Origin of the sequence: Stenotrophomonas sp. PA-6-5C, assembly GCF_021605635.1 — a bacterium.
GTDB lineage: Bacteria > Pseudomonadota > Gammaproteobacteria > Xanthomonadales > Xanthomonadaceae > Stenotrophomonas > Stenotrophomonas lactitubi.
Map to the genome: position 1 here is coordinate 41,409 of NZ_WKEE01000022.1, position 14,080 is coordinate 55,488.

The 14,080-nt window shown below is 65.8% G+C and carries 16 protein-coding genes; 11 read left to right on the plus strand and 5 right to left on the minus strand.

From position 1 onward, the window contains the following. Nucleotides 1–68: 68 nt before the first annotated feature. Complete coding sequence (locus GIW57_RS11485) at nt 69–2,276, minus strand: hypothetical protein (protein WP_236510858.1); 2,208 nt, start codon at nt 2,274–2,276, stop codon at nt 69–71. Nucleotides 2,277–2,396: 120 nt separating this feature from the next. Here GIW57_RS11485 and GIW57_RS11490 point away from each other — a divergent pair, with 120 nt between their 5' ends. The 4 genes from GIW57_RS11490 to GIW57_RS11505 are packed head-to-tail and all read left to right on the plus strand — an operon-like array spanning nt 2,397 to nt 4,041. After that, nucleotides 2,397–2,861 carry a hypothetical protein gene (locus GIW57_RS11490; RefSeq protein WP_236510861.1) on the plus strand — a complete coding sequence of 155 codons (465 nt, stop codon included), beginning with the start codon at nt 2,397–2,399 and terminating at the stop codon, nt 2,859–2,861. Nucleotides 2,862–2,897: 36 nt separating this feature from the next. Next, on the plus strand, nt 2,898–3,371 hold the full coding sequence (locus GIW57_RS11495; protein ID WP_236510864.1) for an AraC family transcriptional regulator: 474 nt from the start codon (nt 2,898–2,900) through the stop codon (nt 3,369–3,371). 11 nt (nt 3,372–3,382) lie between these two features. Further along, nucleotides 3,383–3,814, plus strand: coding sequence for a VOC family protein (locus GIW57_RS11500; protein WP_236510865.1), 432 nt, complete (start codon nt 3,383–3,385; stop codon nt 3,812–3,814). Beyond that, complete coding sequence (locus GIW57_RS11505) at nt 3,811–4,041, plus strand: hypothetical protein (RefSeq protein WP_205404210.1); 231 nt, start codon at nt 3,811–3,813, stop codon at nt 4,039–4,041. The genes GIW57_RS11500 and GIW57_RS11505 overlap by 4 nt, the downstream gene beginning before the upstream one ends. Nucleotides 4,042–4,122: 81 nt before the next feature. Here GIW57_RS11505 and GIW57_RS11510 read toward each other — a convergent pair whose 3' ends face one another. Further along, nucleotides 4,123–4,863, minus strand: a complete 741-nt coding sequence (locus GIW57_RS11510) for a DNA/RNA non-specific endonuclease (RefSeq protein ID WP_236510868.1) — start codon at nt 4,861–4,863, stop codon at nt 4,123–4,125. Nucleotides 4,864–5,321: 458 nt separating this feature from the next. Here GIW57_RS11510 and GIW57_RS11515 point away from each other — a divergent pair, with 458 nt between their 5' ends. The 3 genes from GIW57_RS11515 (at nt 5,322) to GIW57_RS11525 (ending at nt 7,361) form a co-directional block, all read left to right on the plus strand. Then, nucleotides 5,322–5,669 (plus strand): hypothetical protein, encoded by a 348-nt coding sequence (locus GIW57_RS11515; protein WP_236510871.1) that lies wholly within the window; start codon nt 5,322–5,324, stop codon nt 5,667–5,669. 122 nt (nt 5,670–5,791) lie between these two features. Then, entirely contained in the window at nt 5,792–6,556 is a 765-nt protein-coding gene (locus GIW57_RS11520) for a DUF72 domain-containing protein (protein ID WP_236510874.1), read from the plus strand. After that, nucleotides 6,549–7,361, plus strand: coding sequence for a DNA-formamidopyrimidine glycosylase family protein (locus GIW57_RS11525; RefSeq protein WP_236510877.1), 813 nt, complete (start codon nt 6,549–6,551; stop codon nt 7,359–7,361). The genes GIW57_RS11520 and GIW57_RS11525 overlap by 8 nt, the downstream gene beginning before the upstream one ends. A 210-nt stretch (nt 7,362–7,571) precedes the next feature. Here the strand turns inward: GIW57_RS11525 and GIW57_RS11530 are convergent, their stop codons facing one another. The 3 genes from GIW57_RS11530 to GIW57_RS11540 form a co-directional block, all read right to left on the minus strand. Then, nucleotides 7,572–8,069, minus strand: coding sequence for a ferritin-like domain-containing protein (locus GIW57_RS11530; RefSeq protein WP_236510880.1), 498 nt, complete (start codon nt 8,067–8,069; stop codon nt 7,572–7,574). A 146-nt stretch (nt 8,070–8,215) separates the two neighbouring features. After that, entirely contained in the window at nt 8,216–8,515 is a 300-nt protein-coding gene (locus tag GIW57_RS11535; protein WP_205404204.1) for a hypothetical protein, read from the minus strand. Between the two features lie 182 nt (nt 8,516–8,697). Then, the gene (locus GIW57_RS11540; RefSeq protein ID WP_236510882.1) at nt 8,698–8,937 is read right to left on the minus strand and encodes a hypothetical protein; all 240 of its coding nucleotides are present in this window, start codon (nt 8,935–8,937) and stop codon (nt 8,698–8,700) included. 249 nt (nt 8,938–9,186) lie between these two features. Here GIW57_RS11540 and GIW57_RS11545 point away from each other — a divergent pair, with 249 nt between their 5' ends. From GIW57_RS11545 to GIW57_RS11560, 4 genes are read left to right on the plus strand one after another with little or no spacing between them, the layout of a single operon-like run. Further along, the gene (locus GIW57_RS11545; protein ID WP_236510884.1) at nt 9,187–9,720 is read left to right on the plus strand and encodes a sorbitol dehydrogenase family protein; all 534 of its coding nucleotides are present in this window, start codon (nt 9,187–9,189) and stop codon (nt 9,718–9,720) included. A gap of 45 nt (nt 9,721–9,765) precedes the next feature. Then, nucleotides 9,766–11,406, plus strand: coding sequence for a GMC family oxidoreductase (locus GIW57_RS11550; RefSeq protein WP_236510887.1), 1,641 nt, complete (start codon nt 9,766–9,768; stop codon nt 11,404–11,406). Beyond that, a complete protein-coding gene (locus GIW57_RS11555; protein WP_236510889.1) occupies nt 11,403–12,803 on the plus strand; it encodes a cytochrome c in 1,401 nt (466 codons plus the stop codon). The genes GIW57_RS11550 and GIW57_RS11555 overlap by 4 nt, the downstream gene beginning before the upstream one ends. Then, nucleotides 12,800–14,071: a carbohydrate porin gene (locus GIW57_RS11560; protein WP_236510892.1), complete on the plus strand. Its 1,272-nt coding sequence runs from the start codon at nt 12,800–12,802 to the stop codon at nt 14,069–14,071. Before GIW57_RS11555 ends, GIW57_RS11560 begins: the two co-directional genes overlap by 4 nt. The last annotated feature ends 9 nt before the right edge of the window (nt 14,072–14,080 follow it).

Sequence of the window (14,080 nt, forward strand, 5' to 3'; positions counted from 1 at the left end):
CCAGCACTGCCACCGGTTGTGACAGCGCGTTGTACGCAGATGCGTCGCGACTGGATGCAGGCGGCCGGTCAGTCGGCCGTGCCACCGGCGCTGGATTGCGCAGGGGTTGGCAACAACGCAGGCCGACCGCCGAACCACTCCCGCGCGCCGGCCAGATGCCATTGCCGGCGCTGGCCATCCAGTTCGATGCCAGCGCCCAGCAGGCCCCAGCGCAGGTAGAGGTCGCCGCGCTTGCGCTGGTCAAGCAGATCCAGCCGCGCACGCAGCGAAAGACGCTCGTTTTCCGCTTGCAGCCCGTCCAGCACCAGATGCCCGGCCCGCCAGCGCAGTCGGGTATGCGCGTCCACCTGGCCGGAATCGAGCAGGGACAACGCCCAGCGCGGGTAATCGCTGCGCTCGGCGAACAGCGCCAGCAACGGGCCGGCGTCGCGCATGGCAAGGTCCGCACGCGCGTCCACCTGGAAGGGTGACTGCGCATCGATATCACCGCGGGCGATGGTGACCCGGCCCCACCACGGTTGTGGTCGCTGCTGGTCACCGACCTGCACGTTGCGCAGTTCGATCACGCTCCCGCCCAGATCGAACCGGCGCTGGCTGAAATCGCCACGCTTCAGCCTGCCATCAACCCGAGCGTCGCCCTGCAGGTCGAGCCCGGCCACCTGTAGACGTGCGCGTTGACTGCGCAGGCGGACGCTGCCGTTGCCGACCCGGCCCTGGGTATCAAGTTCAACGTTGCCGCTGACCTGGCCGGCACCGCCCAGCAGCTTCACCTGGCCCTTGCCCAGGTAACGGTTGTAGGCGGTGAGGTCTGGAATGGTTGCGTCGTCGAAGCGCAGCTGCGCGCGCACTCCCTTGCGCAGTTCGCGCAGGCGCCCGTCACCGGTCAGTGTCAGCGCCAGGTCGCGCCCATCGAACAGCGTGGTGCCTTTGGCGCCGCCCGCATGGGCTTTGAACGTGGGCAGTTTCACCGCCAGCACGGCGCGCGTCGGCGTGCCGGCCTGCAGTTGCCCATGCGCGCTGGCCGTTCCCTGCATGTGCACGCCGGCGACCTCGGCCACCGCCCGCGCCGCAGGAATATCGACGCTGCTGCCGGCGGCCAGTTCGCCGTTCTGCAGGCGCAGGTCCGCGCGCAGCACGCCACCGCCCTGCAGTTGGAACCAGGGCTTCTGCACGAACAGCGCGGGGATCCAGTTGAGCGAGGTGAAGGTCCATTCGCCCTTGACCGTGCCAGAGGTGCGCCCCAGCATCGCGCTGGGATCGTCAAATGGAATGTGCAGCCCGGCAATGCTCAGATCCGCATCCAGTGCAGCGCCGGTGCCATCGCGCTGCGGCAACCGCGCCTGCAGACGGATATCGCGAGCGGCGTCCAGCTGTATCGCCAGCGTTCCTCGATCCGGTGCGCCGGCCCCCATCTGCAATGGGACCCGCCAGACCGCATGACTGCCTGGCTGCAGTGCGCCTTGGTCCAGGGTGATCGAGGCCTGCAGCTGCCCCGGCACGGGGGCGCTGGCAACGGAGGGGCGTTGCGTGTCCGTATCCAGCCGCAGCCCTTGGCTGCGCGCCTGCACCTCCAGCGCCGCATGCAACAGCCCCAGCTTTAGCCCCAGCTTTGCCAGACCCGGCGCCTGGTCGCGGTAGTGCCGTGGATAGGAGAACTGCGTCTTCAGCTGCATGTCGCCGAGTAGCTGCGTGCCGTCAAGGCTGACATCGGCATCAGCAAAAGCCACCTCCGAGTCCAGCAGCTCCGATGGCCCGCCGCGCAGCTGCTTGACGAAGCCGACGGTGCCGCTGCCTTGGCCGACGATCAACAGTTTGCCGACGCGGACACTGCGGATGCTCTCGCTGCGGATGGCATCGAACCGCAACGTCCAGCCGCGATCGCCGCGCGGAGGTGAGGGGATCGCCTCATCCACCCGCGCGATCTCGGCGGCTACACCGGTCGCGTGCAGCGACGGCAGGCGCACCTCGCGCTGGAACAGGGGCAACAACGCCAGACGCGCACTGGCCCGGTCTGCGCGCAGCACATACACCGTGTGATTGACGTGGCCGCGCATCTGCACATTCCAGGCGATCACATGACCCGGCAGCAGCGTGATCGCTGGCCCGGTGGTCATCACGAACTTGTGCGGCTTGCGGTTGGTGACCTGATCGAACAGTGGTGTATTGAGAAAAATATTACCTGCGAGCAGGTACAGCAGATACAGGCCCAGCAGGTAAGGCAGCAGCGTACGGGCGAGGCGGAGCCATCGCTGCGGGCGGGCGAGGGAGTGGGGCATGGACCCTCGGGATGGAGTGGGATGGCCATCACTATCGTGGAAGCTGCTGTGGCGCGATGTGAACGTGCCGCGCACCCTGCGCCCTACGATCAGCGTGTCTGTGTTCAAGGAGGTCACGGTATGAATGCCCAGACCAGCAAGGAAGGCGCAACCCCTGATGCGCCGCGCGATGCCGCCACGGCGTCGTTCGATCCGACCTGCACCTCGGCCAACAGCGCGTTGAAAGTGGGCGCCGAGCAGAAGCGCGCAGCGTCCAGTCTTGCGTCGCAGTTCCAGGGCACGTCGCTGATGAAGATCGGCTACGGCGACACGTTTGGCATGGATCTGGCAGGTTCACGCAGCAGCGTTGAAGTGGTCCAGGTCAATCGAGAGGATGGCCGCCGCACCGAGCTGCGCAGCGTGCAGTACAACGGCAACCTGCCGGCATCCCGGATCAGCGCCTACGGCGCCGATGGCCAGGGGGATACGGCGCAGCGCTGCTACGCATTCACATTCGACCTGTGCGGGCACGCGCAGGGCGAACAGATCCGCAGCGGAATCTGCTGCGAATACGCGCCGCTGCATGGACGTCGACCGGGGGATTGACCCCGCAGGCGGCACGGCCCAGGCTAAGCCACACCTATGGCTGCCCACTCCTCCCAGAGCCCGGAACTGCTGCGTCGTTTGTTGCGCGCCAAGGACCACATGGATCGTGCCAGTCATGAACACTGGCCGGTGGTGCGGCTGGCACAGGTCAGTGCGGTCTCCGCGGCCCATTTCGCGCGTTCCTTCAAGGTCGCCTTCGGGGTGCCGCCGCACCGCTATCTGCTCAGTCGACGCATCGAGCGCGCCGTCGCTCTGCTGCGCGATACCGACCTGCCCATCACCGAGATCGCGTTGCAGACCGGCTGGACCAGCCTCGGCACCTTCGGCCGCATCTTCCGCGACATCACCGGCGACAGCCCCGGCGCCATCCGCGACCGCCAGCGTGCCAGCGCTCCGGCGCAGGGCCCCGTACCCGAGTGCCACGCCCGTGCCGCGCAGCGTCCGGACCTGAAGATCGCAGTTTTGGAGAAGCGCCGCCGCAGCGGCCTTGTTAGCGTAGATCCCACCTGAGGGAGGTTCCTATGACTGGCATGGTGAATGTGGTCGGCCTGTATGTGCATGACCAGGACGCAGCGCTCGATTTCTACGTCAATAAACTCGGCTTCCAGGTGCACACCGACGTGGGCAGCGGCGACTATCGCTGGTTGACGGTGCATTCGGGCGACGAGGGTGGCTTCCAGCTCGGGCTGTTCAAGCCGGGGCCACCCGTGCATGACGCAGCCACCGCGCTGACCCTGCAGCAGATGGTGGCCAAGGGCGCGATGCCGCCGCTGGTGCTGGCGGTGGACGATTGCCGCGCCAGCTACGAACAACTGCTGGCCCGTGGCGTGGAATTCACCCAGGAGCCGGTGGAGCGTTACGGTGCGGTGGATGCCGGGTTCCGTGATCCGTCCGGCAATGGCTGGAAGATGATCGAGCGTCCCGTGAAGCCTGCCGAGAAGACGCCGCAATGAGGGCCGGTGGCTGGGCGCGTCCGGTGCACCGCTGGACCTCGATCGTCTTCACCCTGGCGGTGATCGCCAACTTCGTGGCGCGCGGGATGGGGCAGGGCGAGCCCCCGGCGTGGATCACGTACTCGCCGCTGCCGCCGTTGTTCCTGCAGCTGTTCACCGGGTTGTATCTGTTTGCGTTGCATTACCGGCGCGCGGCGCCAGGCGCGCGCGCCGGGGCTGGGCCTTGAGATGGGCCAGCAGAGATCATCCAGGCTGAGCTGCCAGGCGCGATAGACCCGGCGGAGCGCACTCTGTCGGGCCATCGGGGCTCAACTCAGATCGCATCCGCTCGGCAGCGGCCAGCTGGCGCTGGGCAGCATGTTCTTCAGCGGCGCCGGCGCGTTGATCGCCACGTAGCTGGCGCCCAGCAGCTCTTCCAGGTCGGCGATGGTGACCAGATAGCTGTCCAGGCTGCCCAGTGCCGCTTCATTGGGAATGATCCAGCTGATGGCCTTGGCGGTGCCGGTGTTCGGATCCTTGGTGATGATGGTTTTCCAGAAGAATTCCGGGGTCGGAATGCCATGGCTGGAGAGGAAATAGTCATTGGACGCATCGCCATAGACGACGCCGCCATAGACGTCGACCGGGGCGATGTCCCGATAGCATTCGGCCACGTTCTCGGCCTTGACCCAGATGCCCTGGTTGAAGCTGGAAACCTGCGGCACGATGTTGGTCATGTAGTTGGCGCGACGGATGTAAGTGGCGTCGTAGTCCATGTGATTGGACGTCACCAGATGGCCGCGGTCATAGCCGGACTGCACGCTGGCATAGGAGGCCGTGCTGGTCTGGCCGAGGCAACCGGCCGGCAGCTCCGGATCCTTGTAGAAGCTGGACGGGCGGGCGGCCGAGCCGGTGTCAGCCACCAGTGTGTATTCGTATCGGGTCGCGCTGTGGATGCTGCAGTCATAGGTCAATACGAATCCGCCCTTGTTGAGGGTCACGACCTGGGCGTGTGCGGCACCGGCAAAGCTGCTGAAAACAAGGGCAAAGAAGAACGTGGCAAGGCGCATTGCGGATCTCCATGGGTATGGGCAAGGCGCAGCCGTCCACCACGGCAGGCCAGGCCTTTCCGTGTGAAGGACGATGCGGTGACAGGTGTTGGGGACGCGACCCGGCCGTGGCCGGTACTGCCTGGGATCTCGACCGCGGAAGGGCGCTAGGAATAGTGCTGCGGTGTCGTTAGCGTCTTTTGTTGACGCCAGCAGGTCAACGAGCAAAGTGCGAAGGTGTGACTGCGCGCAAGCACTGGGCTCCTGTCAGACCAGGGCGCCCATGCATGAAAAGAAGACCTGCTAATGGCGTGGCCGCTACCGGGGCAATGCGCGGTTGCAGGTGCCCGTCGGGGATTGCCGCGACGCATCACGGGCAACGCTGCCAGCCGACCTGCACGCGGTATCGATGGCTTCTTGACGGCGCCTTGGCGCCGGGCGTGGATACTGCCGCCGTCGTTTGCCGAGGAGGATCGAAAATGGGTAGCGCCGAGACCGTCAAGACACCGCGCATCCTGCGTGTGGAGGTGATGCCGCTGGACTGCGGGGAAACCGCGGTGGTGGTGGAGCTGGCATCGGCTCCGGGCAGAGCGTGGGAGAAGGCGCTGAAACGCGTTCTCTCCGAGACCGACGGGCTCGAATCGGCGCAGTCGCGCTGCGATGGTCGCTTCGTCTACATCATCGGCATCGAGCCCGGTGGTCGCGGCGCACTTCATCGCGTGAACCAGGTGATGGCCGCCACCCACGAACGCGTTGCGCCACGCAATGGACATTCCCTGCCAGCGCGGCAGCCGCCGAACGGTGGAATGGTGAGCGCCAGCCTCTGAGCAGCAAGGGTCGATGCCGGGCAGCGCCCCCTCGGTAGGCCGGCCACGCCCGGCGGCGTGCTTCACGCCGCAGCCGACGCGTATTCACCGCACTGCTACGGTCCCGCCATCACCGTAGCGCAATGGCACTTGAATCTCATGACCCACACTCGGCGCACCGCGTCGCCGTCGGCTGCGCAGGGTGGTCGCTGCCCACCGATGTCGCGCACATGTTCGGCACGGGCGACAGCGCGCTGCAGCGTTACGCATCGCGCTTTCCGATCGTGGAGATCAACTCGTCGTTCTACCGTCCACATCAGCCTGCCACCTACGCACGCTGGGCGGCGAGCGTGCCGGACGATTTCCGCTTCTCGGTGAAAATGCCGCAGGCGATCTCCCACGTCGCACGCTTGCGCGGCGCGGCGCCGTTGCTGGACCCCTTCCTGCACGCGGTGGGGCATCTCGGTGATCGGCTGGGCGCGCTGTTGCTGCAGCTGCCACCCAGTCTGGGCTACGACGGCCGCACCGCGTCGGCGTTCTTCCGGGCCTTGCGTCGGGGTACCGCGACGCCCATGGCGTGCGAGCCCCGCCACCCCAGCTGGTTCGACGCAAAGGCCGATGCGCTGCTGGAAGACCATGAAATTGCACGGGTCGCGGCCGATCCCGCGCGGGTTGCAGGGGCTGACCAGCCGGGCGGAGCCAGGCACTGGAGCTATTGGCGTTGGCACGGGCAGCCGCGGATCTACTGCAGCGCGTACCAGCAGCCGGAGCTGTGCAGGCTGGCCGGGGCAGCAACGCAGGCCGCCGGGCCGGGCGGGGCCTGGGTCATCCTCGACAACACGGCACACGGCCATGCCGTTCCCGATGCACTGCAACTGCAGGCCCTGCTGGAGCACGCCAATGCCTGAAGGTCCGTCCATCGTGCTGCTGCGCGAGGCCGCCGCCAAATTCAAAGGGAAGACGGTCCGCGAGGTCAGCGGCAACAGCACGCTCGACCTGGCCTGCCTGCAGGGCCGCCGGGTGCGGGCCGTGCGCAGCTGGGGCAAGCATTTTCTGCTGGAATTCAGCCACGTTACGCTGCGCATCCACCTGATGATGTTCGGCAGCTGGCGCATCGACGAGCGCAAGGAGACCCGAGCGCGGGTATCGCTGCGCTTTGACAACGGCGAACTGAACTTCTACACCTGCTCGGTAAAACTGATCGCGCAGCCGCTGGACGAGGTATACGACTGGCGCAGCGACGTGATGAGCGACCTGTGGGATCCCAGGCTCGCACGTCGTCGCCTGAAGTCGATGCCCGATGTCCTGGTCTGCGACGCCCTGCTGGACCAGACGCTGTTCTCCGGCGTGGGCAACATCATCAAGAACGAGGTGCTGTTCCGCATCCGGGTCCATCCGGCCAACCATGTAGGCGATGTTCCGCCGCGCAAGCTTGCCGAACTGGTCAGGCAGGACCGCGAATACAGTTTCGACTTCCTGCAATGGAAGCGCGGGTTCGAGCTGAAAAAGCACTGGCAGGTGCACACCCGGCGGACATGTCCCCGTTGTGGTGGTCCGGTCAGCAAGGTCTATATGGGTACCACGCATCGGCGCACCTTCTTCTGCCTGGTGTGCCAGACTGACTATCGAGTACTGCCGCTACCGCCAGCCGCGAAGAAGCGCACGCGATCGAGGCCTGCAGCACAGCGCGGTGCCGGCAAGGCCGTGCGCTGAAACGCCGAGCGCAGGGTCGGGCGGACGCGCCGTCCTGCTGCTCGTTGTGCGCGGTGCCGGCAATGAGGCGATCAGCGCGCGATTGCTGGGCACCTCGGCAGTGCCTGCCAGTGAATGCCCATGATATCAGGGTGCATGCAACACCTTCCGGTAAGAGCGCGTCGGCCTCCGGGGAGCGACGCGCCGGACGGATGTGCAGTGCACATGCGCTTACCCGGCCTTCGCGGTTTTGGCGTTGCCGCCGCCACTGGCCAGCAGGGTCAGCTTCTGGTCGGTGGCCTTCTCTTCCTCCAAGGTTTCCAGAAGCAGGGGCACGGCGTCCTTGTATCCCAGCTGCCTGGCCAGCGCGGCAATGGTGCCGTAGGAGGCGATTTCGTAGTGCTCCACCTTCTGTGCGCCGCCGATCAGCGCCGCATCGCGCACGGGGCCCTTGTCGATGCTGTCAATGGCCTCCTTGCCTTCTTCCACCAGCCCCTCCATTGCCGCACACTTGATGCGCTTCAGGCGGATCCCCAACAGCTCGACCACCTGGTCGATACGTTCGATCTGCCCCTGGGTCTCTTCCAGATGGGTCTCGAACGCAGCGGAGAGGTCAGGATTGTCAGCGGCGCGCGCCAGGCGGGGCAGTGCCTTGGTCAGCTGCTTCTCGGCACTGTATATGTCGGAAAGTTCGTGGATGAACAGATCTTCAGCGGTCTTGATGGCCATGGTGTGCTCCGGAACGAAGGGAGACTTCACCGTAGCCGTGAGGCCGTAGGGATACGGGGTAGATGCAGTGAACGGCAGATGCCCAACGGGCGTGTGGTGCATGCATCTTGCTCACATCGCCGTGCTCCATCACGGGCAGCGCTGCATCAGCGCTCACCTGCGGCGACGGCGGGCCGCTCGGCCGCTGCGGCATGCGCGCCATCGGCAAAACGCGCGTTGCTGACCGCCTGGTGGGTCCCGCATCTCCCACAGGTGAGAAGCGTGCCACCCGCCACCCGCTTCAGGTCAGCGTCGGCACGGGACACGTGGTGGCATTGATTGCAGCGGAAGGTGATCGAGGTGATCCGGTCGAGGCCGCCGCGCGCGTCGGCCGCGTAATCCACTGAAAAGACGTAGAAGAGTCCGGTGTCAGGCATGTGGTAATCCTCTTGGGTCACCTTGAACATGCCACCGCACAGGCGTTGTTGGCGTGAACCGTGTCGGGATCCAATTTCACATCGTGCTGCATCAATCTGTCCAGGTCAGTCGCGGCGGAGGCGCCGGAATCACTGTTGTGGCAGAGGGTCGTTGGCCCACCGCAGGGACGTCCAGCGTGCCTGTCCGAGCCAAGCCGGCGACCCTTCTGGATTCAGCGCTTTGCAGGAGAATCCGGCGGTGCCTCCTTGCCGCTGCTGGCGCCGGTTCCTGACGACTGGTCTTCGGAGGCTGCGGTCCCGCTGCCGCCGCCGGGCACGTTGCGCGTCGGCGCGCTGGCCGCTGGCGGGTTTTGCCGAACCGCATCGGCATGTTGTGCCTTATCGGTCGGTTCGCGTTGGTTGCAGGCCGACAATGACATCGTCGCCACGGCACACAGCAGCAGTACCCGCATGGCCACTCTCCAGAGTAGGAAACCCCTTGTTTCTAGCGTTGACGGCGTTGTGCGGGCGTGACGGGGGCCCCTGCTTGCCGGCGGCAATCTGCTTGCATTGATGCCGCAAAGCAGGGCACTTCGCTGTTCTGCGGCCGCTTCCACTCACCCCGCGACGACGAGCAGGTGCGTTACAGTTTCACCCGTAGGTGCCCCCCCCGCGTCGCGGTCCGGGGCAGCCGAAGACGTGACGCATCAGGAGTCCACATCATGAGTGTTCCCGAGGGATTGGAAGGGAGTGGGCAAGGCCTGACGCGCAGAACCTTCCTGCTGGCCGTCAGCTCGATTTCGTTGCTGGTGGCCTGCAACGGCAAAGCGCCTGCACCCGTTGCCAGTGCCGCCCCTGCAAAGCCGGCAGACCGGCGCTTTCTGCAGCTGTCGCAGGCGCTGACGGGCAAGACCGATCTCGATCCGGCGACCGCCGGCCGCATCGAAGCCGCATTCGCCAAGCTGCATCCCGAGATGCACGCCCGGTTCCCGGCACTCGCGGCCAAGGCGCAACAGGCACAAGGCCCCGAAGCACTGCTGGCGGCGGCTGGCGACGCACGGCCAACAGCACTGGCCATCATCACCGCCTGGTACACCGGCAGCGTCGGCAAGGGCCCGCAGGCCATCACCGTTTCCTATCGTGATGCGCTGATGCAGCGGCCCGTGGACGACGGCCTGTTCCCGCCGACCTACGCACAAGGCGGCCCTGCATGGTGGACGGCTGAACCGCCGGCGGCGGTACGTGCGCACGGCTGAGCCTGCGCTTTCATCTCTTTCCCGTAATTGATCTGGATTCCCCTCATGAAAGCTCCGGTTTTCCGTGATGGCGACGCCGATGCCGATGTTGTGATCGTCGGCTCAGGCGTCGTCGGCGCATTGATCGCCCATCAGTTGGTTCGTGCCGGAAAATCGGTTCTGGTCCTCGAAGCGGGCCCGCGCCTGCATCGCTCCGACGTCGTCGAAAACTGGCGCAACGTCAGCTTCGAGCGACGCATCGGCAGCGACTTCCAGGGGCCGTATCCGCAGTCGCCGCTGGCCACCGCGCCGCTGTATTTCCCGGCCAACGACTACGTGGGTTTGACCGGCCCCGATGCCAGCAGCTTCCACCAGGGCTTCATCAAGGCCGTGGGTGGCACCACCTGGCACTGGGCCGCCTCCTGCTGGCGCCATCTGCCGGTGGATTTCAAGATGCAGTCCACCTATGGGGTAGGGCGCGACTGGCCGATCAGCTACGACGACATCGAGCCTTATTACTGCCGCGCGGAAGAGGCGATGGGTGTGTCCGGGCCGAACGACCCGGGCAAGCAGAGCCCCTCCGAGCGATCCAAGCCGTACCTGGCCGACATGATTCCCTGGGGCAACGGTGACAAGGTGTTCGCCGAGGTGGTCAATCCGCACGGCTACAACCTGGTGCCCATTCCGCAGGGCCGCATGATCACACCCTGGAATGATCGGCCCGCCTGCTGCGGCAACAACAACTGCCAGCCGATCTGCCCGATAGGCGCGATGTACAACGGCATCCATACCATCGAAGCGGCCGAGAAGCTGGGTGCGCAGGTATTGGCTGAAGCCGTGGCCTACAGGATCGACACGGATGCGCAGAACCGGGTGACGGCCATCCACTGGTATGACAACAACAAGGTCAGCCACAAGGCCACCGGGCGCAGCTTCGTGATTGCCTGCAACGCGCTGGAAACGCCGCGCCTGCTGCTGCTTGCCGCCAACGAGCAGAACCCCAACGGCATCGCCAACAGTTCCGACCAGGTCGGGCGCAACATGCTCGACCATTCCGGGTTCCACTGCTCGTTCATCGCCGATCGCCCGATCTGGCTGGGCCGCGGACCGGCGCAGTCCAGCTGCATGGTCGGTCCGCGCGACGGCGCCTTCCGTTCGCAGTACTCGGCCACCAAGATCATCCTCAACAACATCAGCCGCGTGGCGATCGCCACCGACCAGGCGCTGCAGAAGGGCCTTGTGGGCGACGCGCTGGATGCGGAGATCCGTCGCCGCGCGATCTTCGGCGTCGATCTTTCGATCAGCCTGGAACCCTTGCCGGACCCGAGCAATCGGCTGACGCTGTCGAAGACACGGGTCGACGGCCATGGCCTGGCTTGCCCGGACATCCATTACTCATTGGGCGACTACGCCCGCAAGGGCTATGACGAGTCCTGCAAACAGCTGCGACATATCGGCTCGCTGTTCAACGCCGAGGAATTCGTCATCACCACGGCGCTCAACGCCAACAACCACATCATGGGCTCGACCATCATGGGCGCTGACCCGCGCGATTCGGTGGTCGATGGCAATTGCCGAGCGCACGACCACCCGAACCTGTGGCTGCCTGGCGGTGGCCCGATGGTGTCGGCCAGCGTGGTCAACAGCACCTTGACCATGGCTGCACTGGCATTGCGGGCTGCAGATGCCATCGAGCGTGCGGCATGAAGACCTTCGTCTCCGCTCTGATGGCGCTGATGCTGGCCGCAGCCAGCCAATCCGCGCACGCAGACGAGGTCGCCGAACGTGGGCGCTACCTCTCGGTCGCCGCAGACTGCGTGGCGTGTCACACCAGCCCGAAACAGGGCAAACCTTACGCCGGCGGCTACGCGATTGCGTCCCCGCTGGGTGAGATCTGGGCCAGCAACATCACCCCCTCCAAAAGCCATGGCATCGGCCTCTACAGCGAGGATGACTTCGCCAAAGCAGTGCGCGAAGGCGTGCGCAAGGATGGCGCCCATCTGTATCCGGCGATGCCCTATACCTCGTATGCCAAGCTGACCGACGAGGACATCCACGCGCTGTATAGCTACTTCATGACGGAGGTGGCGCCGGTCGACGAGGAAGCGCACGCGACCGAACTGCCGTTCCCCTTCAGCATCCGCCAGTCCATGGCGGTGTGGAACCTGCTGTTCCTGGACAAGGAGACGTTCAAGCCCGATGCGGGCAAGAGTGCGCAATGGAATCGCGGTGCCTATCTGGTGGAAGGCCTGGCACATTGCTCCAGCTGCCACAGCCCGCGTGGGCTGATGATGCAGGAAGTGAGCGGCAAGGCCTTCGCTGGCGGATCGCTGGGGGACTGGTACGCACCCAACATCACCTCCCATCCCATCAGCGGTATCGGCGGTTGGAGCGATGCCGAGCTGGCGCAGTACCTGAAGACCGGCCGCGTTGCCGGCAAGGCCCAGGCCGGTGGCGGCATGGCCGAAGCGGTGAGCAACAGCCTGTCCAAGCTGCAGGACGAGGACATCGCCGCGATCGTTGCCTACCTGCGCACAGTACCGGCGGTGGCCGATCCTGACGCCACGCGGGCCGCCTTTGCCTGGGGCGATGCCGCCGCCACACCGGGCGAGCAACCGGTACGCGGCACGGGTGCCGCATTGGCCTCGGGCGGAGTGCTGTATTCGGGCCTGTGCGCAAGCTGCCATGGATCGCGGGGCGAGGGCAGCAGGGATGGGTACTACCCCTCCCTGGTGCACAACACCACCGTCGGCATGACCCGCCCGCAGAACCTCATCGCCACCATCATCGGCGGCATCGACCGCGATGTGCATGGCGAACACGCGTTGATGCCGCATTTCTCGAAAGGTTCGTTCGTGCAGGACCTGAGTGACGCCGATATCGCAGCGGTGGCGACCTACGTGCGTACACAGTTCGGGCCGGGCGACCAGGTCACCGAGGCCCAGGTGGCGCTGACCCGCGCCGGCGGCGAGAAGCCATTGCTGGCGAAGATCGCACGGCTGTGGCTGCCGATGCTCATCGTTGCCGTGCTGGCATTGGTCGGCGTCCTGCTGCTGGTGCGGCGCGCCTGGAAGAAGCGCAAGGACAGGAGGGCCGCGGCATGAAGCTGCTCTCCTTGAACGGCATCGGGCTGCTCCTGCTCGCGGTCAATGGCCCGGTGTCGGCCGCCGAAGCGACTGCCACCGCCAAGCCCAAGCCAGTGGACAGCGTCGTGCAGACGCCGCTGAGTGCCGATTGGGCCGCGCGCCTCTGGCTGCAGGATCGCGGTGTAACTCCCAGCGCACGCATCGTGATCGGCAGCGGCGTCAACAGCGACGGTTACAAGGGCAGTGGTTGGTCCACCGCCGAACACATCGATCTGGGCGCGACGATCGATACCGGCAAAGCACTCGGCTTCGTCGGCACGCTGCGCGTGGTGTTCTCCGATCGCTTCGGCAACGCCATCAACGAGCGGTCCACCGGTTCCTATATCCAGAACCAGGCCTTCTATGGTCAGGGCCAGAACCTGCGCTTCAACGAGCTCTCCTACGAGCGGCTGCTGCTGGACAAGCGGCTGAGCCTGAAAGGGGGCTTCTACTCGATGGGCAACGACTTCGGTGGCTTGCCCTACACCTGCAACTTCAACAACAACGGTCAATGCGGGCATCCGCTGGGCCCGATCTACAGCTCCGGCTGGCTGGACAACCCGACGGGCCAGTGGGGGCTGCGGGTGAAGTGGAACGATCCGTCGGGCTGGTACGCACAGACCGGCATCTACGACGTCAACCCGACGCGCAAGCAGGCCAACAGTGGCTTCCGTGTTTCGACGAGGGGAAAGACCGGTCTGTTCCTGCCCGTGGAAGTGGGCTACAGCCACGGCACGTCCGGCGGGGACTATGGCGGCACCTACAAGGTCGGCTACTACCTGGACACCTCCAACGCCGATGACATCGGTAATCCGGCCGCACCTCGCGCCTCGCATCGCAGCGGTTCGTACGTGCAGGCCGCGCAGCGCGTGTGGAAGCCCGAGGGCGATACGGTGCGCGGCATCTCGGTGTTCGGCGTGGCCACTCGTGCGGACGCGAAAACAGGGCTGATGCGCTACTCGTGGGAAGCGGGCGTGAGCTGGCGCGGCGTGATCGCGTCGCGCGAAGATGATGTGCTCAGCCTGGCCTGGAACCGGCTGGATATCTCCGACCGGCTCGCACGGCACCAGCAGCTGACCGGAAAGGATGTGCAGAGCAACGAGCAGTTCGTCGAGCTGAACTACGGCGTGCAGGTCGCGCCGTGGCTGGTGCTGCGGCCGGCGGTGCAGTACGTGGCACGGCCCGGCGCCTATGCCAGCCGACCCGACAGCTGGGTGTTCACCCTGCAGGCGCAGGCGACGCTCTAGGCGCATTCA

Excerpts from the sequence above, each read along its gene's own strand:
- GIW57_RS11535 (WP_205404204.1), bottom strand. The coding sequence starts at position 8,515 with ATGTTCAAGGTGACCCAAGAGGATTACCACATGCCTGACACCGGACTC.
- GIW57_RS11485 (WP_236510858.1), bottom strand. The coding sequence starts at position 2,276 with ATGCCCCACTCCCTCGCCCGCCCGCAGCGATGGCTCCGCCTCGCCCGT.
- GIW57_RS11560 (WP_236510892.1), top strand. The coding sequence starts at position 12,800 with ATGAAGCTGCTCTCCTTGAACGGCATCGGGCTGCTCCTGCTCGCGGTC.
- GIW57_RS11550 (WP_236510887.1), top strand. The coding sequence starts at position 9,766 with ATGAAAGCTCCGGTTTTCCGTGATGGCGACGCCGATGCCGATGTTGTG.
- GIW57_RS11505 (WP_205404210.1), top strand. The coding sequence starts at position 3,811 with ATGAGGGCCGGTGGCTGGGCGCGTCCGGTGCACCGCTGGACCTCGATC.
- GIW57_RS11520 (WP_236510874.1), top strand. The coding sequence starts at position 5,792 with ATGGCACTTGAATCTCATGACCCACACTCGGCGCACCGCGTCGCCGTC.
- GIW57_RS11540 (WP_236510882.1), bottom strand. The coding sequence starts at position 8,937 with ATGCGGGTACTGCTGCTGTGTGCCGTGGCGACGATGTCATTGTCGGCC.
- GIW57_RS11515 (WP_236510871.1), top strand. The coding sequence starts at position 5,322 with ATGGGTAGCGCCGAGACCGTCAAGACACCGCGCATCCTGCGTGTGGAG.
- GIW57_RS11555 (WP_236510889.1), top strand. The coding sequence starts at position 11,403 with ATGAAGACCTTCGTCTCCGCTCTGATGGCGCTGATGCTGGCCGCAGCC.
- GIW57_RS11545 (WP_236510884.1), top strand. The coding sequence starts at position 9,187 with ATGAGTGTTCCCGAGGGATTGGAAGGGAGTGGGCAAGGCCTGACGCGC.
- GIW57_RS11500 (WP_236510865.1), top strand. The coding sequence starts at position 3,383 with ATGACTGGCATGGTGAATGTGGTCGGCCTGTATGTGCATGACCAGGAC.
- GIW57_RS11495 (WP_236510864.1), top strand. The coding sequence starts at position 2,898 with ATGGCTGCCCACTCCTCCCAGAGCCCGGAACTGCTGCGTCGTTTGTTG.
- GIW57_RS11490 (WP_236510861.1), top strand. The coding sequence starts at position 2,397 with ATGAATGCCCAGACCAGCAAGGAAGGCGCAACCCCTGATGCGCCGCGC.
- GIW57_RS11525 (WP_236510877.1), top strand. The coding sequence starts at position 6,549 with ATGCCTGAAGGTCCGTCCATCGTGCTGCTGCGCGAGGCCGCCGCCAAA.
- GIW57_RS11510 (WP_236510868.1), bottom strand. The coding sequence starts at position 4,863 with ATGCGCCTTGCCACGTTCTTCTTTGCCCTTGTTTTCAGCAGCTTTGCC.
- GIW57_RS11530 (WP_236510880.1), bottom strand. The coding sequence starts at position 8,069 with ATGGCCATCAAGACCGCTGAAGATCTGTTCATCCACGAACTTTCCGAC.